This is a genomic window from Trueperaceae bacterium (assembly GCA_036381035.1).
GTDB lineage: Bacteria > Deinococcota > Deinococci > Deinococcales > Trueperaceae > DASRWD01.
Genome location: DASVDQ010000089.1, coordinates 96,210 through 119,222 on the forward strand (window position 1 = coordinate 96,210; position 23,013 = coordinate 119,222).

At 71.4% G+C, this 23,013-nt stretch carries 20 protein-coding genes; 8 read left to right on the forward strand and 12 right to left on the reverse strand.

Annotated features, from left to right (window positions below; all coding sequences use genetic code 11):
• Positions 1-33 precede the first annotated feature (33 nt).
• The 6 genes from VF202_10445 to VF202_10470 are packed head-to-tail and all read left to right on the forward strand — an operon-like array spanning position 34 to position 6,277.
• Positions 34-966: a pseudouridine-5'-phosphate glycosidase gene (locus VF202_10445; protein HEX7040524.1), complete on the forward strand. Its 933-nt coding sequence runs from the start codon at positions 34-36 to the stop codon at positions 964-966.
• Positions 963-2,051 (forward strand): RodZ domain-containing protein, encoded by a 1,089-nt coding sequence (locus tag VF202_10450; protein ID HEX7040525.1) that lies wholly within the window; start codon positions 963-965, stop codon positions 2,049-2,051. The genes VF202_10445 and VF202_10450 overlap by 4 nt, the downstream gene beginning before the upstream one ends.
• Before the next feature lie 16 nt (positions 2,052-2,067).
• Complete coding sequence (locus VF202_10455; protein ID HEX7040526.1) at positions 2,068-3,234, forward strand: ABC transporter permease; 1,167 nt, start codon at positions 2,068-2,070, stop codon at positions 3,232-3,234.
• 53 nt (positions 3,235-3,287) lie between these two features.
• A complete protein-coding gene (locus tag VF202_10460) occupies positions 3,288-5,072 on the forward strand; it encodes a DUF2207 domain-containing protein (protein HEX7040527.1) in 1,785 nt (594 codons plus the stop codon).
• A 27-nt stretch (positions 5,073-5,099) separates the two neighbouring features.
• A complete protein-coding gene (locus VF202_10465) occupies positions 5,100-5,846 on the forward strand; it encodes an ABC transporter ATP-binding protein (protein ID HEX7040528.1) in 747 nt (248 codons plus the stop codon).
• Positions 5,843-6,277 carry a DUF423 domain-containing protein gene (locus VF202_10470; GenBank protein ID HEX7040529.1) on the forward strand — a complete coding sequence of 145 codons (435 nt, stop codon included), beginning with the start codon at positions 5,843-5,845 and terminating at the stop codon, positions 6,275-6,277. The genes VF202_10465 and VF202_10470 overlap by 4 nt, the downstream gene beginning before the upstream one ends.
• On the opposite strand, the gene VF202_10475 is transcribed toward VF202_10470, so the two are convergent.
• Positions 6,261-7,616 carry a family 1 glycosylhydrolase gene (locus tag VF202_10475; protein HEX7040530.1) on the reverse strand — a complete coding sequence of 452 codons (1,356 nt, stop codon included), beginning with the start codon at positions 7,614-7,616 and terminating at the stop codon, positions 6,261-6,263. The two genes, VF202_10470 and VF202_10475, sit on opposite strands and share 17 nt — an antisense overlap.
• 45 nt (positions 7,617-7,661) lie before the next feature.
• Here VF202_10475 and VF202_10480 point away from each other — a divergent pair, with 45 nt between their 5' ends.
• Positions 7,662-8,612 carry a DMT family transporter gene (locus VF202_10480; GenBank protein HEX7040531.1) on the forward strand — a complete coding sequence of 317 codons (951 nt, stop codon included), beginning with the start codon at positions 7,662-7,664 and terminating at the stop codon, positions 8,610-8,612.
• Positions 8,613-8,800: 188 nt separating this feature from the next.
• Positions 8,801-9,307 (forward strand): CarD family transcriptional regulator, encoded by a 507-nt coding sequence (locus VF202_10485; protein HEX7040532.1) that lies wholly within the window; start codon positions 8,801-8,803, stop codon positions 9,305-9,307.
• A gap of 131 nt (positions 9,308-9,438) precedes the next feature.
• Here VF202_10485 and VF202_10490 read toward each other — a convergent pair whose 3' ends face one another.
• The 11 genes from VF202_10490 to tuf all read right to left on the reverse strand — a co-directional run bounded on the left by VF202_10490 (position 9,439) and on the right by tuf (position 23,013).
• The gene (locus VF202_10490; GenBank protein HEX7040533.1) at positions 9,439-9,834 is read right to left on the reverse strand and encodes a hypothetical protein; all 396 of its coding nucleotides are present in this window, start codon (positions 9,832-9,834) and stop codon (positions 9,439-9,441) included.
• Positions 9,835-9,938: 104 nt separating this feature from the next.
• On the reverse strand, positions 9,939-14,579 hold the full coding sequence (locus VF202_10495; GenBank protein HEX7040534.1) for a DNA-directed RNA polymerase subunit beta': 4,641 nt from the start codon (positions 14,577-14,579) through the stop codon (positions 9,939-9,941).
• Positions 14,576-17,953: a DNA-directed RNA polymerase subunit beta gene (locus VF202_10500; protein ID HEX7040535.1), complete on the reverse strand. Its 3,378-nt coding sequence runs from the start codon at positions 17,951-17,953 to the stop codon at positions 14,576-14,578. Before VF202_10500 ends, VF202_10495 begins: the two co-directional genes overlap by 4 nt.
• A 408-nt stretch (positions 17,954-18,361) precedes the next feature.
• Positions 18,362-18,751 carry a 50S ribosomal protein L7/L12 gene (gene rplL / locus VF202_10505; GenBank protein HEX7040536.1) on the reverse strand — a complete coding sequence of 130 codons (390 nt, stop codon included), beginning with the start codon at positions 18,749-18,751 and terminating at the stop codon, positions 18,362-18,364.
• A 1-nt stretch (position 18,752) separates the two neighbouring features.
• Positions 18,753-19,289, reverse strand: coding sequence for a 50S ribosomal protein L10 (gene rplJ / locus VF202_10510; GenBank protein HEX7040537.1), 537 nt, complete (start codon positions 19,287-19,289; stop codon positions 18,753-18,755).
• Between the two features lie 182 nt (positions 19,290-19,471).
• Positions 19,472-20,176 carry a 50S ribosomal protein L1 gene (rplA, locus tag VF202_10515; GenBank protein ID HEX7040538.1) on the reverse strand — a complete coding sequence of 235 codons (705 nt, stop codon included), beginning with the start codon at positions 20,174-20,176 and terminating at the stop codon, positions 19,472-19,474.
• The gene (gene rplK, locus VF202_10520; GenBank protein ID HEX7040539.1) at positions 20,169-20,606 is read right to left on the reverse strand and encodes a 50S ribosomal protein L11; all 438 of its coding nucleotides are present in this window, start codon (positions 20,604-20,606) and stop codon (positions 20,169-20,171) included. The genes rplA and rplK overlap by 8 nt, the downstream gene beginning before the upstream one ends.
• Before the next feature lie 115 nt (positions 20,607-20,721).
• Positions 20,722-21,279, reverse strand: a complete 558-nt coding sequence (gene nusG / locus VF202_10525) for a transcription termination/antitermination protein NusG (GenBank protein ID HEX7040540.1) — start codon at positions 21,277-21,279, stop codon at positions 20,722-20,724.
• 55 nt (positions 21,280-21,334) lie between these two features.
• Positions 21,335-21,517 carry a preprotein translocase subunit SecE gene (gene secE, locus VF202_10530; protein ID HEX7040541.1) on the reverse strand — a complete coding sequence of 61 codons (183 nt, stop codon included), beginning with the start codon at positions 21,515-21,517 and terminating at the stop codon, positions 21,335-21,337.
• A 3-nt stretch (positions 21,518-21,520) separates the two neighbouring features.
• Complete coding sequence (rpmG, locus tag VF202_10535; protein ID HEX7040542.1) at positions 21,521-21,685, reverse strand: 50S ribosomal protein L33; 165 nt, start codon at positions 21,683-21,685, stop codon at positions 21,521-21,523.
• A 110-nt stretch (positions 21,686-21,795) separates the two neighbouring features.
• The gene (tuf, locus tag VF202_10540; protein ID HEX7040543.1) at positions 21,796-23,013 is read right to left on the reverse strand and encodes an elongation factor Tu; all 1,218 of its coding nucleotides are present in this window, start codon (positions 23,011-23,013) and stop codon (positions 21,796-21,798) included.

Sequence of the window (23,013 nt, forward strand, 5' to 3'; positions counted from 1 at the left end):
CGCTGACAGCGGCGCCATCGGTAAGATGACCGCGTGAGCAGCGAGGTCCCCTTCCGCCTCGGGACGCGCGTCCGGGACGCCCTGGAGGTCGGCGCCCCCGTCGTGGCGCTGGAGTCTACGGTGATCACCCACGGGCTGCCCCGGCCGCGCAACCTGGACGCCGCCAGGCGGCTGGAGGCCGTGGTGGCGGGAGCGGGTGCCGTGCCCGCGACCGTCGGCGTGCTCCACGGCGAGGTCGTGGTCGGCCTCGGCGGCGCCGAGCTGGAGCGCTTGGCCGCGGCCGACGCGGACAAGGCCTCGCTGTGGAACCTCGCCGCCGTGGTCGCTCGGCGCGCCGACGCCGGCACTACGGTCGCGGCGACGCTGTGGGCGGCCCACCGCGCCGGCATCGACGTGTTCGCCACCGGCGGCATCGGCGGTGTGCACGACGTCCCGTTCGACGAGTCCGCCGACATCGCGGCCCTCGCCCGCTACCCCGTCCTCACGGTCTGCGCGGGCCCCAAGAGCATCCTCGACGCGCGCGCGACGCTCGAGCGGCTCGAGAGCGCCGGCGTCCCCGTCGTCGGCTACCGCTCCGACACGCTCGCCGGCTTCCTGGTCCCGCATACCGACCTGCCCCTGCCCGCGCGGGTCGGCACCCCTGAGGACGCCGCCGCGGTCCTGCTGGCGCAGCGCGGGCTGGGGTTATCCTCTGGCGTGGTGCTCAGCAACCCGGTCTCCGACGGCCTGCACGCTGAAGAGCTCGACGCGCTGAGGCGGCGCGCCGAGGCCGAGCTGCGGGCCCGCGGCGTGCGCGGACGCGACGCCACGCCGTTCCTGCTGGCCGAGCTGGCGCGTCTCTCCGACGGGCGCACCGTGGACGTGAACGCGAGGCTCCTCGAGGAGAACGCCGCGCTGGCCGCCCAGGTCGCCGTCGCCTACCGGCGCCTCGCGTCCGCCGCCAGCCCGGTGGGAGGACGGGCTTGAGCGACGAGCGGCGCATCGACACCACCTCCGTCGGACGCCCCCAGGGGCTGGGCGACCTCCTCAGGTCGGCGCGGGAGAGCCGCGGGCTGTCGCTGGCCGACGTCGCCGAGCTCACCCACGTGCGCCAGGAGTACCTGCGCGCCCTCGAGGAGGGCCGCTACGGCGACCTCCCCGAGGACGTCTACGCCCGCAACTTCGTCAGGCTGTTCGCCCAGGCCGTGGGCGTCGAGGCCGAGCGCGCCCTCTCCGCGTACCAGTCGGAGCGCCGCCAGGCGGGCGGCCTCTCGACCCTCGAGATGCGCCTCGAGCAGGAGCGCCGCGGCGAGCGTCCCCCGCCGCCGCGCCGGCGCCGGCGCTCGGAGGCCGGCGACCGCCCCGGCCTCAGCCTGGGACCGTGGGTCCCGACGATCGTGCTCGTGGGGGCGCTCGTCGCCCTGGCCGTGTGGGGCTTCAACCGCCTCATGGCGCCGGGCCGGCCCGTCGGCGGCGCCCAGCTCGACCAGGCGCCTCCCGCCGCCTCCGACGCGCCCCCGGCCGAGGCGCCAGCCGCTCCCGCCGACGACGCCGGCCTGCCGGCGACCGTGCTCGTCAGCGTCGTGTCCGAGCCTCCCGGCGCCACCGTCAGCATCGACAGCTTCGTGCTGCCTGGCACGACGCCCATCCGCGACGTCCCCGTGACGGCGCGCGCCGGACGCGTCCTGCGCGTGAGCCTCGAGGGCTACCAGACGCTGGAGCAGCCCGTCGACCTCCTCGAGGACCAGACCCTCACGGTGACCCTCGTGCCCGAGGCCGCGCCGCCGGCGCCGGGCGCCGGCGCGCCGCAGGCGGGGCAGGTGGGGTCCGACCAGCTCGCCATCGAGGTGACGGCCCCGACGTGGCTCGAGGTCTACCGCGGCACGAGGCGCAACGAGGGCGAGCGGCTCGTCTACCGCACCGCCCAGCCGGGCGAGAGCTTCACCTTCGACCTGCCCGTCTACGTCCACGTCGGCAACGCTGCCGGCGTGCAGCTCACCCTCGGCGACACCGTGATCGGCGCGCTCGGCTCCTCTGGGGCCGTGGTGGGGCGCGCGTTCACCGGCGAGTGAGGGAGGCCCCCGACCGGTGAGGGGCGCCGTCACCGCGCAGCTCGCCCTGACGTCGCTGCGCCACCGCCCGCTGCGCACCGGCCTTACCGCCCTCGGCATCGCCATCGCGATCGCCTCCACCGTCGTGTTCATGTCGATCGGCGAGGGCCTGCGCAAGGCGTTCGCGGACCAGCTCGCGGGCCTGGGGCCCGACATCCAGGTCAGCTTCGGCGAGGTCGGCGACGACCTCTTCCCCACCGCGCCCGACCTGCCGGCGGAGTACGTCGAGCGGCTACGGGCCGACGCCGAGCGCTTCGGCATCAGGTCCGTGACGCCGGCGCTCCTCTACCTGCGCGGCGGCCTCTCCCCCAGCCAGTCCTTCGTCTTCGAGGGGCTGCCCACCGACGTGCCGCTGAACGAGGTCTTCACGGGGGCCTCGGTGGTGGAGGGGCGCCTCCTGACCCCTGAGGACGAGGAGGCTCTGGTGGCCGTCGTGGGGCGGTCCGTGGCGTCGCGGGCGCGGCTCGAGGTGGGCGACGAGCTGCGCCTCAACCCCGACGCGACGTTCGAGGTCGTGGGCGTCGTCTCGTCCGACGCCGGGCTGCTGGAGAACCTCGTGATCGTGCCCTTCGCCTCCCTGCGCGAGGCCATGGGCGTCGAGGACCGCGTGAGCACGATCATGGTCAAGCTCGAGGACCCGGCGCGCGCCGACAGGGTCGCCGAGGAGATCGAGGCCGCCTACCCCGACCTCGGCGCCCAGACGCAGGCCGGCGCGATGAGCGTCGTGCAGGACTCGCTGCGCATCTCCGACTTCGTGCGCCTCGGCATCAGCGCGATCGCCCTCGTGGTGGGCGCGATCGCCGTCGCGAACACGATGATGATGAGCGTCTTCGAGCGCACCCGCGAGTTCGGCGTCGTGCGGGCTGTGGGCGCGCGTCCCACGTTCCTGTTCTCCATCGTCGTGCTCGAGTCCGTCGTCCTGTCGCTGGTCGGCGCCGCCGTCGGCGTGGGACTCGGCACCCTGGCGACGCGGGTCGTGAACGCCATCGCGAACGACTACGTCGGCCTCTCCGTCGCCGCCGTCACGCCGCGGCTCGTCGCCTTCGCGGTGCTGGTCGCGGCCGCGACGGGGCTCCTCGCCGGGCTGCTCCCGGCCGGACGCGCCGCGCGCGTGCCCATCGCCGTCGCCGTCGCTCGCGAGTGAGGGCTCTCGCCGCGCCCGCGCGCGGCCGCGCCTGCCCCCGTAAGATGAGAGCCATGCCGCCGCGAACGACGCGGGCGCTCCTCGCGCTCGCGCTCGCCCTCCTCGGCGCCGCCGCCCAGGCCCAGAGCTACGAGTGGCGCGACGTCGTGCAGGTCGTCACCATCGAGCCGTCTGGCGACGTCATCGTCGACGACACGCGCACCCTGTGGACCGACGACGACTTCGGCGAGGCGTTCATCTGCTTGGAGCTGGAGGAGGGCCAGCGCGTGGACCTGCTGCCCGGCTCGGGGGCCGTGAGCAGCGGTCCGCCGGCGACGGCGTTCACGCAGCCGTGCTCGGCCGGGACGGAGCTCGTGGTGCGCAACCAGGAGCGGGTCAGCGAGAGGCGGGTGCGCTTCCACTACCGCCTCTCCGGCACCATGGAGTTCTTCAGCGACGTGGCGCAGTGGTACTGGAACCTGATCCAGCTCGATCACCCGCCGATCGTCGGCTACCGGCTCACCGTCGAGGCGCCGGGGCCGATGGAGGAGCCCTACGACGCCTTCGTCCACCGCTACGCCAACCCCGAGAGGCCGGTCGTCACGCTCTCGCCCGACCGCTCCGTCCTCACGGTGACGCTCGAGCGCATCCCCCCGGGCGCCGGCGTCGAGGTCGACTACCTCATGGACCCGGACCTGTTCGAGCCGCGCGGGCGCATGCCGGGCATGGAGCAGGCGCTGATCGAGGAGGCGGAGATCGCGGGCATAAGCGAGGGCCTGGCGGCCAGGGCCGCCCTCCGGCGCTCGGCCTGGTGGACGCTGCTGCCGGCGGCGATCGTCGCGTTCCTCCTCGTGGGCGTGGTCAGGGCGTACGTGAGGCACGGCCAGGAGCCCGACGTCGCGGTCATGCGCTACCCCTTCGAGCCGCCCAGCGACCTGCCGCCGGCGGCCGTGGTCGCGATGCTGACCCAGTCGTTCCAGCCGGGCCTCATGGGCAACGCCTTCATGGCCACGATCATGGACCTGGCCAGGCGGGGCTACGGCGAGTTCACGTCGCGGCGCGGGCGCTTCGAGATGCGCCTCGACCTGCAGCGCTCGACCGAGGGCCTGCAGCCGTTCGAGGCGGACGTGCTCCGCTACCTGAAGAACGCCGCGATGACCTACCGCCGCGGCGACCCCAGCCAGCTCGAGTTCCGCGAGATGCGCAGCTACTCGCAGCGCTACGCCTCGAGCTTCATGCAGCGCTGGGGCAAGTCGGTGCGCCAGTGGGTGGAGGCCAAGCGCGGCGGGCCGCTGGTGAACGCCGAGAGCCAACGCGTCGCCAACGCCTGGGCGGCGCGGGCCATCGGCGGCATGCTCGTGTGCATCGTCGTCGCGGCCGCGGCGGCCGGTCCCGGTCGCGTGGCGGGCATCGCGGGCGCCGTCGGCTCGCTGGCCCTGGCCGTCACGTCCGCCGTGGCGGTGCCGCGCTGGCGCCCGGAGATCGCCGCCGAGGTCGCGGCCTGGAAGGGCTTCAAGCGCACGCTCTCCGACTACACGCGCATGAAGGACGCCCCCGACGACTTCTTCAAGCTGTGGGACGTCTACTACGTCTACGCCGCCGCGCTGGGCGTCGCCGAGAAGTTCCTGAAGAACCTCGCGCGCGCCGCTCCGCTGCGGGGCATCGACGAGAGGACGGTCGCCAGCCGCGCCACGTGGATCGGCTCCACGTCCAGCCTGCACAGCCTCTCCGACGTCTCGCGCTCGGTGATGTCGCTGTCGCGTTCTCTGTCCGCGGCGTCGGCCACGGCGTCGTCGGGCGGGTCGTCCTCGGGCGGCGGCGGTGGTGGCGGCGGCGGGGGCAGCTCCGGGGGCCGCTGAGCCGCGTGCCCGCGGTACTATCGCCGGGTGCTGCGCGCCGAGAACCTCAGCAAGGTCTACCGCACCGGCGCCGCCGACGTGCACGCGCTCACGGGCGTCACGGCCGCCTTCCCGCCCTCGTGCCTGACGGTGATCCTCGGGCCGTCGGGCTCGGGCAAGTCGACGCTCCTCAACCTCCTGGCGGGGTTCGACACGCCCACCGCGGGCGCGGTGACCTTGGACGGCCAGGTCCTCGGTGAGCTCAGCGAGGGCGAGCGCGCCGACCTGCGCCTGCGGCGCTTCGGCTTCGTGTTCCAGTCCTTCAACCTCGTCAGCGTCCTCGACGCGGCGCAGAACGTCGCCCTCCCGATGGCGCTGGCCGGCGTCCCGCGCGCCGAGCGCACGCGGCGCGCGATGGCGCTGCTCGAGCGCTTCGGCGTCGCGCACCGGAGCGACCACCTCCCCCACCGGCTCTCCGGCGGCGAGCGTCAGCGCGTGGCCCTGGCGCGGGCGCTGGCGAACGACCCGGCGGTGGTGTTCGCCGACGAGCCCACCGGCAACCTCGACTCGCGCAGCGGCGAGGTCGTGATGCGCGCGCTGAAGGACGTGGCGGCCGAGGGACGCACGGTCGTGATCGTGACCCACGACAGGGAGCTCGCCGAGCTAGCCGACGCGCGCATCGAGCTGCGCGACGGGGTCGTGCGCGGCGTCAGCGGTCCCAAGGCCGCCGACGTGGCGCCCGACCTGGCGGCCGAGCCGCCCGCACCGCCCGCCGGCGTGGCGGGGAGCCCATGAGGCTGGGACCGCGGGCGGCGGGGTCGCTCGGCGCGCTGCTGGTGGCGCTGGCGGTGGCCGTGGGGGCGTTCGGCGCCCACACGCTGGAGGGACGCCTGCCCGCGGACAGGCTGAGCACCCTCGAGACGTCCGTGAGGTACCAGACCTACGGGGGCCTCGGCCTGTTGGCGATGGCGTTGGCGGCCCGGGTCGCCCGCGGCGGGACGGCGACGGCGGCGGGAGGGGCGGTCGGAGCGTCCGCGGGAGCCGAGAGGTCCGCGGCGCTGCTGGCCCTCGGCGTGCTCCTGTTCTGCGGCGCCCTCTACCTGCTCGCGGCCGGCGGCCCGAGACTCCTCGGCCTCGTCGCGCCGCTGGGCGGGGCCGCGATGATCGCCTCGTGGCTGTGGCTGGCGCTGTCGCTGTGGCGCGAGCCGGTCACGCCGTCGCCCTGACCTCGGCGGCCGGCGGCACCGTGCCGCTCGTGGCCACCTCGCGCAGCACGTCGTACGAGAGCTTCGGCACCCGGCGGAGCGTCCCCGGCTCGAGCCGCACGAGGCCGTAGCGCCTGGCGAACCCGTCGGTCCACTCGAGGTTGTCGACGAGCGTCCAGACGAGGAACGCGTCCACGTCGCAGCCCTCGGCGCGCGCCGCCAGCGCGGACCTGAGGTGCGAGAGGAGGAAGCGTGCCCGGCGCCAGTCGTCGACGCGTCCCGAGGGCTGCGGCTCGTCGCGGTACGCCGCGCCGCACTCGGTGACGGCGACGCGAGGGCCGCCGTACTCGACGCGCAGGCGGACCAGCACCTCGCGCAGGCCCTCCGAGTAGACCTCCCAGCCCATGGCCGTGGTCTCCGCGCCGGCCGGCGCCCCCGCCAGCGCCAGCCCGAAGGGGCTCTCGGGGTCGGCGCGCACGCGCAGCCGCGTGTAGTAGTTGACGCCCAGCACGTCAGGCGGGCGCGCGATCTCCGCCATGTCGCCGTCGCGCACGAGCGCCTCGACCAGGCCGTCCACCGGCTCGGGGTAGCCGCGGCCGAACAGCGGGTCGAGGAAGGCGCGGTTGAAGGCGGCGTCGGCCAGCGCGGCGGCCGCCTCGTGGTCCTCTCCCTCCTCCGCCGGCACGACCGGCTGGAGCATGACGATCGTGCCGACCTCGGCGCCGGGCAGCGCCTCGCGCAGACGCGCCGCGGCCAGGCCCGTGGCCAGGTTCTGGTGGTGCACGGCGCCGGCGAACGCCTCCAGGTCAGCGAGGCCGGGGGCGTGCCGGCCCGCCAGGTGCCCCAGCACGGCGTGGACGTTGGGCTCGTTGAGGACGAACACCCGCCGCGCGCGGCCGGCGAGGAGGTCGGCCACGGCCTCGGCGTAGTCGGCCAGGTAGTAGGCCGTGTCGCGGTTCCTCCAGCCGCCGCGCTCCTGCAGCGCCTGCGGCAGGTCCCAGTGGTAGAGGCACGCCCACGGCTCGAGCCCGCGCGCGAGGGCCTCGTCGAGCATCCGGTCGTAGACGGCCAGCCCCTCGCGCCGCGGACGGCCCTTCCCCGCGGGCATCAGCCGCGTCCAGCTCAGCGAGAAGCGGTAGGCCGTGACGCCGAGGCCGGCGGCGAGGTCGAGGTCCTCCTCCAGGCGCGCGAGGTGGTCGGTGGCCACGCCCCACTCCTCCGGCGGGAGGGACGAGCGGGCCAGGAAGCGGTCCCAGATCGACTCGCCCCGCCCCGACGACGCGCCCTCGGTCTGGAAGGCGGAAGTCGAGACGCCGAGGCGGAAGCCGTCCGGGACCTCGAGCTCAGCGTCTGTGTCCACGACACGACGTTAGCGCCGCGGCGCGAGCGGGGTACCATCGACCGCGTGACGCGAGCCAACGGGGAACCCGGGCGCGGCGCCGTCTACCTCGTGCTGGTCGGGGCGCTGGTCTCGGTCAGCTTCGCGGCGGTGTTCATCCGCCTCGCCGACGCGCCGGCGCCGGCCGTCGCCCTCTACCGGCTCGCCATCGCCACCGTCGTCCTGCTGCCCGCGACCCTGCGGGCCCGGGCGCGCACGCCTCTCCGCGGACGCGCCGCCTGGCTCACGGCGGCCTCCGGGCTGGCCCTGGCCATCCACTTCGCCACCTGGATCCAGTCGCTCTCTTACACGACGATCGCGGCCAGCGTCACCCTCGCCACCACCACCCCGCTGTGGACGGCCCTGCTCGGCTGGTTCGTCCTCGGCGCCGCGCCCACGCTCTCGGTGATGTTCGGCATGACGATCGCCGTGGCCGGCGCGGCGGTCATCGGCTTCGGCGACCTCGGCGGAGGCACGAACCCGGTCCTCGGCGACGCGCTGGCGCTCAGCGCCGCCGCCGCCGCGGCCGTCTACTTCCTCATCGGGCGCGAGGTCATGCGCGGCGGGGTGTCGCTGCCCGCCTACGTGGGCACCGTCTACGGCTGGGCGGCGCTGTGGCTGGCGCCGCTGCCGCTCCTCACCGGCACGCCCTACTGGGGCTACCCGCTCGAGTCGCTCGGCTGGATCGCGCTCCTCGCCCTGGTGCCGCAGGTGCTCGGCCACACGGGCCTGAACTACTCGGCCCGCCACCTCGGCGCCACGGTGACGGCCACCGCCGTCATCGCCGAGCCCATCGGCTCCGGCGTGCTGGCCGCGATCGTGTTCGGCGAGGTGCCGGGGTCGATCACGCTGCTCGGCGCCGTGCTGGTGCTCGTGGGCGTGATGCTCGTCGTGCGCTCCGGGGAGCCGCAGCCGCGCGGGGCGCGTCGGTCCCGTCCCGGGGACGGCCCGGTGGGAGCGGCACGAACGGAGACCTGACGGAATCCTCACATGGTGCAAAAGGTGCTTTCATCTGGTAGCATGGAGCACGTGAGCGTCACGCCGGTGGCCACGTACTTCGCTGCCCTGGACGCTCAGAACACCCATCTGACAGCCCCGACGCTAACGCGTGCGATCCGTGCGGCCATCCGCGCTGGCGGGCGGCCGCTCGAAGGGAGCGAGCCACGTTGAAAGACTCAGCGAAGACGTTCAAGAGCGGCGACCAGGTCGTCCTCCCGCCCTACGGCGTCGGCGTGGTGTCCGGCACCACCGACCGCGCCGTCGGGGGCACGGTCCAGAAGTACTACCAGGTCGAGTTCCCGAACGGAACGTCTCGCGCCTACGTCCCCGTCAACGCCCCGTTCGGCGCCGGCCTCCGGCCCGCGCTGACGCAGGAGGAGGTCCAGAGCGTCCTCGAGCGCCTGCAGAACGGCCGCATCACCCTGCCGAAGCAGTGGGCGGCGCGCCACCGCAAGGTCACCGACATCCTCACGAGCGGCGACCCCTACCAGATCGCCACCCTCGCCAGCGAGCTGCGCCGCTGGGACCTCGAGCGCGGCCTGCCCGACCTCGACCGCCAGGCCTACCGCCGCGCCATCCGGCTCCTCGCCGGCGAGATCAGCGCCGTGCTCGGCATCTCCGAGAGCGAGGCCCGCGCCCTCATGGGCGTGGGCGAGGAGGACGCGCTCAACTAGCGCGGCGGGGCGCCGAGGCGCCCCCCTTCACCGCAGCAGCGGCGCCGGGGCCCGTGAAGGGCCCCGGCGCTTCTCCTTGGCCTCTCGTCGCGGACGTGGACCGGGCGCGAGGGCGTCCTGCCCCGCCGTCCTCAGCCCTCGGGTCGCGTCTCCGCCTGCCCCGCCGCCGCCAGGTAACGGAGCGCGATCGCGTAGGCGGCGTAGTCGTCGAGCGGACGCCCCGGCGAGCGCATGCCGGGCGGGACGAGCCGCGCGAGGAGCCGAGGCGGGTTGTCGCGGTAGTAGAGCGCCTTGGCCTCCAGCGTCGTCCCCTCCTCCGGCACGACCACCGGGTCGTGACCGGCGCGGCGCAGCGCGGCGACGAGCGCCTCGCTGCCGGTGCCGTCGCCGACGAGCACGGTGGCGCCGGCCGGCAGCTCGAGCGACGCGGCCTCCTCGGGCGAGACCACCGCCTTCCGCAGCAGCTCGCCCGCGGCGCTGACGAACGCGACGCCGACGTTCCGCCCGGGGTCGAACGCGACCAGCACGGCACCGAGCCTAACGCGCGGCGCCGGCGTCCAGCCCGGCACGGCAGAGGGCGCGCCCGGTCGCGGGCGCGCCCTCCAGCTCTCGGCGGTCTACGGTCCGCGGCCTAGCCGCGCACCTCCGGCTGTTGCGCCGCGACCGGGGCGGCGGGCCGCTGAGCGGCCGGCGCCTCCTCGGCGGGGCGCTTCTCGGCCAGCTTCGCCAGCGTGCGCTCGTCGGCGACGCGGGTCTTGCGGATCGCGTCGAGGCCGGTGCCGGCGGGCACGAGGCGGCCGAGGATCACGTTCTCCTTGAGGCCGACGAGGTCGTCGACCTTGCCGGCCAGCGCGGCCTCGGTGAGCACGTGGGTCGTGTGCTGGAACGAGGCGGCCGACAGCCAGCTCTTCGTCGAGAGCGAGGCCTTCGTGATGCCGAGGAGCAGCGGCTTCCAGGTCGCGGGCGTCTTGCCCTCGGCCATGAGCTGCTGGTTGACCTCCTCGATGTCGAAGCGCTCGACGGTCTGCCCGGCCAGGTAGTCGCTGTCGCCGCCGTCGATGACCTCGACGTACTTCAGCATCTGGCGCACGACGATCTCGATGTGCTTGTCGTGCACGCTCACGCCCTGACCGCGGTAGACCTTCTGGATCTCGTCGACGAGGTAGGCGCGGACAGCGTCGGGACCGCGGGACTCGAGGAGGTCGTGCGGGTTGATGCTGCCGCGCGTGAGCGGGTCGCCCGCCTCGACGCGGTCGCCGTCCTTGACGACGAGGCGCATCGTGCGGTCGATCTTGTAGGTCTTGACGAACTCGCCGTCGTCGGAGGTGACTGTGACGCGGACGCGGTCGTCCTCCTCCTCGAGCGAGACGACGCCGTCGACCTCGGAGATCACGGCGCGGACCTTGGGCTTGCGCGCCTCGACCAGCTCGATCACGCGCGGGAGGCCCTGCGTGATGTCGGCGCCGGTCGCGATGCCGCCCGTGTGGAACGTGCGCATCGTGAGCTGCGTGCCCGGCTCGCCGATCGACTCGGCGGCGATCGTGCCCACGGCCTCGCCGAGGCTGACGTCGCGCATCAGCGACATGTCGAGCCCGTAGCAGGCGATGCACACGCCGGCGCGCGTCTGGCAGGTCAGCGGGCTGCGGACCGCCACGCTGCGCACGTCGGGGTCGTCCGCCATGCGCGCGGCGATGGCCCTGACGTCCTCCATGTAGAGGACCTCACCGGCCTCCTTCTTGAAGCCGCCGATCTCGAGGTCGAGCGCCAGGCGGCGTCCGTAGAGGCTCATCTCGAGGTGGCCGCGCGGGCGCGGGCGGCCCTCCGGCAGGTAGAGCGGGACCTCGATGAACTCGGCGCTGCCGCAGTCCTCCTCGCGCACGACGATCTCGTGGGCGACGTCGACGAGCTTCCTCGTGAGGTAGCCCGAGTCGGCCGTGCGGAGGGCCGTGTCGGCGCCGCCCTTGCGGGCGCCGTGCGTCGAGATGAAGTACTCGAGGACGTCGAGGCCCTCGCGGAAGTTCGCGCGGATGGGCAGCTCGATCGTCTCGCCCGACGGGTTCGCCATCAGGCCGCGCATGCCCGCGAGCTGGCGGATCTGCTGCGGGTTGCCGCGGGCGCCCGACTGGGCCATCACGAAGAGCGGGTTGAACGGCATGTTCTTCGAGAAGTTCTCGAACACGGCGTCCTTCACCTGCTCGGTCGTGTCGTTCCACAGGCGGATGACCTGGCTGAAGCGCTCGCGCTCGGTCATGAAGCCGCGCTCGGCGGCCTCCTGGATGCGGTTGAGCTTCTGCTGGGCCTCGGCGATGAGGTCCCTCTTCTTCTCGGGGATCGCCACGTCGTCGATGCCGATGGTGATGCCCGAGGTCGTGGAGAGCTCGAAGCCGTACTGCTTGAGGCCGTCGAGGAGGGCGGCGGTGCGCTCGATGCCGAGGCGCTTGAAGCTCTCTACGACGAGGTCGCGGAGCGCGCCCCTCTCGTAGACGGTGTCGTAGCGGATCAGGTCGGCCGGGACCTCGCCGCCGGCGGCGAGGGTCTCGCGGACGATGCGGCCGAACATCGCGCGTCCGGGGCTCGTCTCGACGAGCTCCCCGTCGATCTTGATGGTGACGGGGTCCTGCATGTCGATGAAGCCCTCCTGCACCGCCATCAGCGCCTCGTCGACGCTGCCGAAGCGGTACTTCAGGCGACCGACGCTCGTCTCCCGGCCCGCCACCTTGATCGGCGAGTTCAGGTCGACCTCGCCCGCGTCGTACGCCGCGAGGGCGTCCTCGGCGCTGTCGTACTCGTTGCCGGCGCCCTTCCGGCCCGTGTGGAGCTGGGTGAGCACGTAGAGGCCGAGGACGATGTCGCGCGTGGCGTTCACGTTCGGCCCGCCGTGCGCCGGCGAGAGCAGGTTGTGGCTGGCCAGCATCTGCAGCCTGGCCTCGGCCTGGGCGTACACGGACAGCGGCACGTGGATCGCCATCTGGTCGCCGTCGAAGTCGGCGTTGAACGCCTCGCAGACCAGCGGGTGGAGCTGGATGGCCTGGCCCTCGACGAGGACCGGCTCGAACGCCTGGATGCCGAGGCGGTGGAGCGTCGGCGCGCGGTTGAGGAGGACGACCTTGTCGGCGATGACCTCCTCGAGCGCGTCCCACACCTCGTCCTGGACGTCGCGGTAGCGCTCGAGCTTCTTGCGCGCGCTCTTGATGTTGTTGGCCAGCCCGCGCTCCTCGAGCTTCTTGAAGAGGAACGGCTTGAACAGCTCGAGGGCCATGCGCTTGGGCACGCCGCACTGGTGCAGCTTGAGCTGCGGGCCGACGACGATCACCGAGCGGCCCGAGTAGTCGACGCGCTTGCCGAGCAGGTTCTGGCGGAAGCGGCCCTGCTTGCCGCCCAGCAGGTCGGTGAGCGAGCGGTACGGACGGTCGGAGCCGGGGTGCAGGACCGGCGCGCCGCGGCGGCCGTTGTCGATGAGGGCGTCGACGGCCTCCTGCAGCATGCGCTTCTCGTTGCGCACGATCATCTCGGGCGCGCCCTGCTGCATCAGCTTCTTGAGGCGGTTGTTCCTGTTGATCAGGCGGCGGTAGAGGTCGTTGAGGTCGGAGGTCGCGAAGCGCCCGCCCTCGACCTGCACCATCGGCCGCAGGCTCGGCGGCATCACCGGCACGGCCTCGAGGATCATCCACGCCGGGTCGTTGCCGGAGCGGCGGAACGCCCTGACGATCTCGAGGCGCTTGCGGGCCTTGGCGCGCTTGTGCCGCGAGGGCGAGTTCATCTCCTCGACGAGCTCGGCCTCGAGCTGCTGCAGGTCGAGGGTCTCGAGGAGCTCCTTGATCGCCTCGGCGCCCATCTTGGCCTCGAAGTCGTAGCTCTCGATGACGCGGACCTGGCGCCTGACGAGGTCGATCTCGACGCGTCCCTCGATCTCGCTCCTGACCCTCCCGTCGTCGGCCAGCTCGTCGCCCACCTTCACGCGGTCGCCGTTCACGACGATCGGCTCGTCCTCGTAGGGGTAGACGCGGGCGCGCGAGACGATGATGCTCGCCGGGTGCGACAGCCTGACGGTGCCGGCGGCGGCCGCGACGATCTCCTGGGCGGCGTCGATGGCGCCGACGACCTTCTCGCCCGGCTGCACCTCGGCGCCGTCGCCCACCAGCACGTGCATGGTGGGGTTCATCTCGTGCTGCTCGCTGCGCTCCCACTCGACCTTGAGCGTGACCGTGACGCTCGTGCCCTTGGCCTTGCTGGCGCGCAGCTCGGCGGTGGCGCCGGTGGGCAGGGAGAGGGTCGTGCCGGCCTTCGCCGTGGCCAGCTCGTCGCCCTCCTCGACGAACTCGCCGCCGGTGACCGAGGGCTCCATGCCGGCCGGCAGCAGGTAGCTGACGAGGACCTCCTCGGTGTCGACGTCGCGGACGACGACGATGCCGCCGTCGCTGCCGATGGGCAGCAGCTCGACCACGCCCTCGTTCTCGGACGTGACGACGACGTCCTCGGAGAGCTCGGCGATGGGCTGGCCGCCCTTGTAGCCGTCCTCCTCCTCGATGAAGTCCTTCTTCGGGATGATCAGCCTGGCGTCGCGCGACTCGCGGTAGTCGAGCCTGATGCGCCGCGGGAAGCGGTACTGCGCGATGCCGGCGATCTTCGACTTCACGCCCTTGGCGAGCTGCTGGCCGGCCTCGACCCACTCGCCGTCGGCCACGACGGCGTCCTCGCCGCCGGGGATCGTGTAGGTCTCCTGCAGGCCGTAGCGGAGCTGGCGGTGCTCGTCGTCGGAGAGCAGGTCGCCGCGCTTGAGCGGCCTGTCGCCCAGCTTCGCGTCCTGCGGGTCGGTGACGATGTACTTGGCGAAGTAGAGGACCTGCTCGAGCTGCGAGGTCGAGAGGTTCAGGAGCGCCCCGACCTTGTTGGGGATGTCCTTGACGTACCAGATGTGCGCGCAAGGGGTCGCCAGCTCGATGTGGCCCATGCGGTAGCGGCGCACCGTGGAGCGGGTGACCTCGACGCCGCAGCGCTCGCAGGTCTTGCCGGCGAAGCGCTGGCCGCGGTACTTGCCGCAGGCGCACTCCCAGTCCTTCTCCGGACCGAAGATCTTCTCGTCGAAGAGGCCGTCCCGCTCCGGCTTGAGGGTGCGGTAGTTGATCGTCTCCGGCTTCGTGATCTCGCCGTAGCTCCAGCGCCGGATCGTGTCGGGCGACGCGATGCCGATCTGGACGCGGGCGAACTCGCGCTGCGGCTCGCGCGCGCGGGCGGCGTCACGGAACGCGTTGTTGAGGCGAGTGTCGCTCACCAGTGCCTCCCAGTCTCGTCGAAGATGTTCACGGGCTTGTCCTCGTCGTCGAGGACCTTGACGTCGAGCGCCAGCGAGTGGAGCTCCTTGACGAGGACCTTGAACGACTCGGGGATCGTGGGCTCGAGCACGTCGTTGCCCTTGACTATGGCCTCGTAGGCCGCGTTCCTACCGTCGATGTCGTCCGACTTGATCGTGAGCATCTCCTGGAGCGTGTAGGCCGCGCCGTGCGCCTTGAGCGCCCACACCTCCATCTCGCCCAGCCGCTGACCGCCGAACTGCGCCTTGCCGCCCAGCGGCTGCTGGGTGATGAGGCTGTACGGCCCGGTGGACCGGGCGTGCATCTTGTCCTCGACCATGTGGTAGAGCTTCATGATGTACATGATCCCGACGACGATCGGCGCGTCGATCGCGTCGCCCGTGCGCCCGTCGTAGAGCACGGCCTTGCCGGTGCGGGCCAGCGCCTTGTAGGCGGACTCGGGGTCGAGGCCCTCCGGCAGCACGCCCAGCTTGGCGGCGCGCTTGTAGACCTGCAGCTCGCGCCTGTCCCAGCCGAAGTCGTGCTGCTTGTACTCCTCGAGGTCCTTCATCGCGGCCTGCTCGAGGAGGTCCTTGATCGTCTCCTCGTTGGCGCCGTCGAACACCGGCGTCACGTAGTTCACGCCGAGCTTCAGCGCCGCCATGCCGAGGTGCGTCTCGAGGATCTGGCCGAGGTTCATGCGCGAGGGCACGCCGAGCGGGTTGAAGACGAGGTCGACGGGCGTGCCGTCCTCGAGGTACGGCATGTCCTCGGGCGGGAGGATCTTCGCGACGACGCCCTTGTTCCCGTGGCGGTTCGCCAGCTTGTCGCCCTCGATCAGGCGACGCTTCTGCGCCACGTAGACGCGGACCATCTCCTGGACGCCGGGGCGCAGCTCGACGCCGGGGTCGCCGCGGCGGAAGCGCACCGTGCGCAGCACGATGCCGCCGTCACCCGGCGGGACCTTGAGCGAGGTGTCCTTGACCTCCTTGGCCTTCTCGCCGAAGATCGAGCGCAGCAGGCGCTCCTCGGGCGTGGGGTCCTTCTCGCCCTTGAAGCTGGTGTGGCCGACGAGGATGTCGCCGGGACGCACCTCGGCGCCGATGCGCACGACGCCGTCCTCGTCGAGGTCGCGCAGCGCGGCCTCGGAGAGCCCGGGGATGTCGCGCGTGATCTTCTCGGGCCCCAGCTTGGTGTCGCGCGCCTCCTTCTCGAACTTCTCGATGTGGACGCTCGTGAAGATGTCGCGCCTGACCAGGCTCTCGGAGAGGACGATGGCGTCCTCGAAGTTGTAGCCGTCGAACGGCATCAGCGCGATGAGCACGTTCTGGCCCAGCGCCAGGCGGCCGTTCTGCGAGGCGGGCCCGTCGGCGATGACGTCGCCCTTCTTCACCTTCTGGCCCAGGCCGACGATCGGCTGCTGGTTGAGGTTCGTGTTCTGGTTCGAGCGCTGGAACCGCGTGAGCAGGTACTCGGTGGCGACGCCCTTGGCGTTCTCGATGACGATGCGGTTGGCGTCGACGTAGGTGACGACGCCGTCGTCGGTCGCCAGCACCACGGTGCCGGAGTCGCGCGAGACGCGCTCCTCGACGCCCGTGCCCACGAACGGCGACTCGGCCTTGATGAGCGGCACCGCCTGCGACTGCATGTTCGAGCCCATCAACGCGCGGTTCGCGTCGTCGTGCTCGAGGAACGGGATCAGGGAGGTGGGCACCGAGATGACCTGCTTCGGCGAGACGTCCATCAGGTCGACCTCGTCGGCCGAGACGAAGAACGGGTCGCCGAGGCGGCGCGCGACGATCGTGTCGACGGCGAACGTGCCGTCGTCGTTCAGAGGCGTGTTCGCCTGCGCGATCGTGTGCTTGTCCTCCTCGTGGGCGGTGATGTAGACGACCTCGTCGGTCACGCGCCCGTCCGTGACCACGCGGTAGGGCGCCTCGATGAAGCCGAGGTCGTTCACGCGCGCGTAGGACGCGAGCGAGGTGATGAGGCCGATGTTCGCGCCCTCGGGCGTCTCGATCGGGCAGATGCGCCCGTAGTGCGTGCGGTGCACGTCGCGCACGTCGAAGCCGGCGCGCTCGCGGGTCAGGCCGCCGGGGCCGAGCGCCGAGATGCGCCGCTTGTGCCTGAGCTCGGAGAGCGGGTTGACCTGGTCCTTGAACTGCGAGAGCTGGCTGCGGCCGAAGAACTCGCGCAGCGCCGCGACGATGGGGCGGCTGTTCACGAGCTTCTGCGGCGTGGCGGCGTCGGGGTTGCCGAGCAGCATGCGCTCGCGCACGCCGCGCGCCATGCGGCCCAGGCCGACGCGGATCTGGTCGGCGACGAGCTCGCCGACGGTCCTGATGCGCCGGTTGCCCAGGTGGTCGATGTCGTCCTCCTGGTAGCCCTCCCTGCCGGCCTGCAGGTTCACGAGGTACTGCAGCGTGGGCACCAGGCCGTAGTCGACGAAGCGCCCGTCCTCGTAGCCGAGCAGCGTGTTCGCGCGGTACGAGAGGCCGAGCTTGTCGTTCATCTTGTAGCGCCCGGCGTCGCCCAGGTCGTAGCGGCGCGGGTCGGCCAGCAGGCCGAAGAGGTACTGCGTGGCCTTGTCGACCTTGGGCGGGTCGCCGGGCCGGAGCACCGTGAACAGGCGCAGCAGCGCCTCGTCCGGCGTGATGCCGGCGGCGCCGTCCTGCTCGAACGTGACGTCGACGAGGGACTCGTTGCCGGCGAAGAGCTCGCGGATCTGGGTGTCGCCGTAGCCGAGCACGCGCAGCAGCAGGGTGAAGGGGAACTTGCGCTTGTTCACCTTCATCCACAGCACGCCCTGGTTGTCGAACTCCACCTCGATCCAGGGGCCGCGCTTCGGCATCGGGATGATGCTGGCCGTGTAGCGCTTCTCGCCGTCGGGCTGGACCTGCCCCGTGAAGTAGACGCCTGGCGAGCGGTGGATCTGCGAGACGATCACGCGGTCGGCGCCGTTGATGATGAAGCTGCCGTCCTCGGTCATGAGGGGCAGGTCGCCGAGGAAGACCTCGTCCTCCTTGATCAGGCCCGTGTCCTTGTGGACGAGCTGCAGCTTGGCGAAGAGGCCGGCGTGGTAGGTGAGGTCCTTCTCGCGGCACTCGTCGGGGTCGTACTCAGGCGGCTGGAGGCGGTACTCGAGGAAGTCGAGGACGAGGTCGGTCTGGCGGCCGCGTTCCGTCTCGTCGATCGGGAAGACCTCCTTGAACGCGGCCTGGAGCCCGATGTTCTCGCGCTCCGCCGGCGACTTGTCGAGCTGCAGGAGGCTCTCGTACGACTTAATCTGGATGTTCGTCAGGTTCGGGAGGTCGATGACCTCCTTGATCCTGCCGAAGTTCACGATCTCGCGCATCCTCATCCCTCCGCCTGGCTGGGGGTACCTGTGAAGCCGGGAACGGGCCGTCCGCTCGGCGAACGGCGGGCGACGGCGGCCGCGGGGGGCGTCGCGCCCGCTCCGGCCCCGCCCGCCGTGTGGTAGCTGTATGGTGCCGGCGCGTGTGGCCCCACCCGGACGAGGGTCACGCCGGCCATGCGCCTGGCCCGCGGGCCGGCGCCGTGAGTTGGGATAGAAGAGAACCGGGTCAAGATAGCGTTCTCGATGCTAGCAAGCCGGGAGGCGCAGCCGGGTAGCCTGGCTGGCGTACCCGGCCGCGCGCTCTGGACACGGCTGGCGAGGTTGTGTCTCTTGGTCACCGACCTCCCGGGTGCATCCGGTACGCGTGAGCCGGCGCGGGGTAGACCCCGCGCGGGTGGCTCGCGCTTACTTGACCTCGACGGTGGCGCCCGCGGCCTCGAGCTTCGCCTTGATGTCGTTCGCCTCGTCCTTCGAGACGTTCTCCACCACGACGCCGCCGGCCTCGACCAGGTCCTTGGCCTCCTTGAGGCCGAGGTTGGTGATGGCGCGCACCTCCTTGATGACCTGGAGCTTCTTGTCGCCCGCGCTCGTGATCGAGACGGTGAACTCGGTCTGCTCCTCGGCGGCGGCCGGGGCCTCGCCGCCGGCGGCCGGGACGGCCATCATGGCGCCCATGGGCATGGCGGCCGCGGCCTCCACGCCCCACTTCTCCTTCAGCCCGTCGACGAGGTCGACGAGCTCCATCACGGTGAGTCCGCTGAGCTGTTCGATCAGCGCTTCCCTGTCGAATGCCATCTCAAGCCTCCTGAGCTTGCTTCTGCTTGTCCGCGTAGTTGTCGATGACGGTCACCAGCTTCTGCGGCGGCGCGGCGAGGACGCCGACGAGCTGCTGCAGCGGGGCGAGCAGCGTGCCGAGCAGCTGGCTCTGCACCTGGGCCTTGGTGGGCAGCCTCGCGACGCGCTCGAGCGCGTCGGGTCCGAGGGCCGTGCCCTCGAGCCTGCCCCCCTTCGACACCGGGAGCTCCTTCGGGTGGTTCTTGGCGAAGTCCCTGATGGCCTTCACCGGCGCCGCCACGTCCTCGCCCACGAGGACGAGTGCGGTCGGCCCGGTGAGGACCTCCTCGAACCCCTCGACGCCCTGCTCCTTGAGCACGACGTTGATGAGGGTGTTCTTGGCGACTAGGACCCTGCCGCCGGCCTGCCGCACCTGGTTGCGCAGCTGGCCGAACTCACCCGCGGAGAGCCCCTGGTAGTCCACCAGGAAGAACGTCGCGGCGCCGCCGAGCTGCTCGCGCAGCATCTGGACGGCCGCTTGGTTCCTGGGGTTCGCCATGGTCACCTCTCTCCAGGTCTTCTAGGTCGCTTCGCCCGCTCTTCGCGGGACTGGCCGCGAGACGCAGTCGCGAGGGCTCGTCGCCCCCAGTGAACGTCTCGGCAGGATCTTTAAGCCTGGCAGGCCCCTGCTGTCTCCAACGCCAGAGGTGCTAGCTCGCGCTGCGCACCGGGATGCTTGGGTCAGGCCTCCACTCGGGGAGCGGCCAGGGCGACCCTGACGCTCGGGCCCATGGTCGTGGTGAGGTAGATCGTCCTCAGGTACTGGCCCTTCGCCGTCTCGGGCTTGGCCGCCTCCACCGCGTGCTTGAGCGCCTCGAGGTTCTCCGCGAGCTGCTCGGCGGCGAAGCTGGCCTTGCCGATGGGCGCGTGGACGACGCCGGTCTTGTCGCTGCGGAACTCGATCTGGCCGGCCTTGAGGGCGCGGACGATGGCGCCGATGTCGGTGCCGACGGTGCCGGCCTTCGGGTTCGGCAGCAGGCCGCGGGGTCCGAGCACGCGCCCGAGCTTCGAGCCCACCTGGGCCATCATGTCGGGCGTCGCCACGACGGCGTCGAACTCCATCCAGCCGCCGAGGATGCGCTCGATCACGTCGGTCCCGCCGACGAAGTCGGCGCCGGCGGCCTCGGCGGCGGCCACGCCCTCACCCTGGGTGATGGCGAGCACGCGCACCGTGCGGCCGGTGCCGTGGGGCAGCGCGACCGTGCCGCGGACGTTCTGGTCGGACTTGCGCGGGTCGATGCCGAGGCGGAAGTGCGCCTCGACGGTCTCGTCGAACTTCGCGGTGGCCAGCTGCTTGACGAGCTGCGCCGCCTCGGCCGGGCTGTAGACCTTGTCCTTCTCTACGAGCTCCGTGAGCTTGCGGTAGCGCTTGCCGTGCCTAGGCATCGGGGGCCCCCTCGACGGTCACGCCCATCGAGCGCGCCGTGCCGGCGATGATGCGGGCGGCGGCGACCTCGTCGTTGGCGTTGAGGTCGGCCATCTTCTGGCGGCCCAGCTCGAGGCACTGGTCCCAGGTGAGGCGGCCGACGGGGCTCTTGTTCGGGGCGCCGGAGCCCTTGTCGATGCCCGCGGCCTTCTTGATCAGATAGCTCGCCGGCGGCGTCTTCGTGACGAACGTGAAGGAGCGGTCGGCGTAGATCGTGATCTCCACCGGCACGATCGCCCCGGCCTGCGAGGCCGTGGCGGCGTTGTACTCCTTCACGAACTGCATGATGTTGGCGCCGTGCTGGCCGAGCGCCGGGCCCACGGGGGGCGCCGGCGTCGCGCCTCCAGCCGGGAGCTGGAGCTTGACGACGCCAACTACCTTCTTAGCCATCCCTGCCTCCTAAGCTCCCCCGTGGCTCGGCGGGCCATGGGGTCTGAGCGCTTGCCGTCCCTGAGCGCCCCACGCGTCCTCGCCCCGCCGGCGGCGGGGCCGCTGCGGACCCGTTTCAGGCGCGAACGACCTGTGAGAAGTCGAGCTCGACGGGGGTCTCGCGCCCGAAGATGGACACGAGGACCTTGAGCTTGCCGCGCTCGGGGTTGACCTCCGACACGACGCCGGTGAAGTCGGCGAACGGGCCGCCCGTCACCTGCACCATGTCGCCGACGTTGAAGGACACGCGGACCTTGGGCGCCTCGCGGGAACCTGTGACGCCCTGGCTCTCCAGCATCCGCGCCTCCTCCTCCGGCGTGAGGGGCACGGCCCTGGTGGCGGTGCCGACGAAGCCGGTGACGCCCGGCGTGTACCGCACGACCTCCCAGGCCTCGTTGGGCTCGTCAGGGTTGTCGCCGAGGTCCATCTGGACGAAGATGTAGCCGGGGAAGAGCTTGTGCTCCGTCTCTTCCTTCCGGCCCCCGCCCATGTGTTCCACCGTCTTCTCCTTGGGGACGACGACCTGGTAGATCCGGTCGGCCATGCCGAGCGCCCGGGCCCGGTTCAGGATGTTCTCCTTGGCCTTCTCCTCGTGCCCCACGTAGGTGTGTACGGCGTACCACTCGATGCTCATGGTCTTCCCTCGGTCAACATGCGCTCCGGGGGCCGCCCGCGCGGCCCGTGCCCAATCAGATGATGAGCTTGATCAGGTTGCCCAGCGTGACGTCGGCTACCAACAGGAAGATCGAGGTGATGATCACGAACAGCAGGGTGGCCTGCGTGGACTGCACGACCTCCTTGCGGGTCGGCCAGGTCACCCGCCCGAGCTCGGCGCGCGAGTTGCGTAGGTACTGCGCCAGCCCCTTGAACACCGCTCAGACCTTGACCTCTCGGTGGGTCGTGTGCTTGCGGTCCCACGGGCAGTACTTGCGCAGCTCGAGCTTGCCCTGCGTGTTGCGCCGGTTCTTGTGCGTCGCGTAGTTGCGGCGCTTGCACTCGGTGCACTCGAGCAGCAGTTTGATCCTGACGTCACTGGCCACTGTGGCCTCCCAATCGTAGGAGCCTAACAGGCGCAGGCCCCGCCTGTGAAGGGGCAGGCTACGGCCGCCGGGCCCGGAGGCGGACGCGGCGGCCGCGGCCGAGCCGGGGCTTACTTGGTGATCTTGGTGACCACGCCGGCCCCCACCGTGCGGCCACCCTCACGGATCGCGAACCTAAGCCCCTCCTCCATCGCGATCGGCTTGATCAACTCCACCGACAACTCCACGTTATCCCCCGGCATCACCATCTCCACCCCAGACGGCAAGCTCACCACCCCCGTCACATCGGTCGTGCGGAAGTAGAACTGCGGACGATAACCGGAGAAGAACGCGCTATGACGCCCCCCCTCCTCCTTCTTCAACACGTACACGCTGCCCAAGAACCCCGTATGCGGCGTGATCGACCCCGGCTTCGCCAACACCTGACCACGCTCCACATCATCACGACCAACCCCCCTGAGCAGCACCCCCACGTTGTCACCGGCCATGCCCTGATCCAACGTCTTACGGTGCATCTCCACCCCCGTCACCACCGACCTACTGGTCTCGGCCAGACCGACGATCTCCACCTCATCCCCCACCCGCACCACACCACGCTCCACACGACCCGTCGCCACCGTCCCCCGACCCGTGATCGTGAACACATCCTCCACCGGCATCAAGAACGGCTTCTCCACATCCCTAACCGGCGTCGGCACATAAGAATCCACCGCATCCAACAGCTCCCAGATCCTGTCCACCCACGCATCCTCACCCCGCTGCGTGCCCGGGTTCGCCGTCAACGCCTCCAACGCCTTCAACGCCGAACCCCGCACCACCGGGACCTCATCACCCGGGAACTCATAAGACGACAGGAGCTCACGCACCTCCATCTCCACCAACTCCAAGAGCTCCTCATCATCCACCATGTCCACCTTGTTCAAGAACACCACGATGAACGGCACCCCCACCTGCCGCGCCAACAAGATGTGCTCACGCGTCTGCGGCATCGGCCCATCCGCCGCCGACACCACCAGGATCGCCCCATCCATCTGCGCCGCCCCCGTGATCATGTTCTTCACGTAATCCGCATGACCAGGACAATCCACATGCGAATAATGCCGCGCCGCCGTCTGATACTCCACATGCGACGTGTTGATCGTGATCCCCCGCGCCCGCTCCTCCGGCGCCTTATCGATCTGATCATAAGACTGCGTCACCACACTCGGATCAGCCGCCGCCGCCGCGAACGTGATCGCCGCCGTCAACGTCGTCTTCCCATGATCAACATGACCGATCGTCCCCACGTTCACATGCGGCTTCGTACGCTCGAAAACACCCTTAGCCAT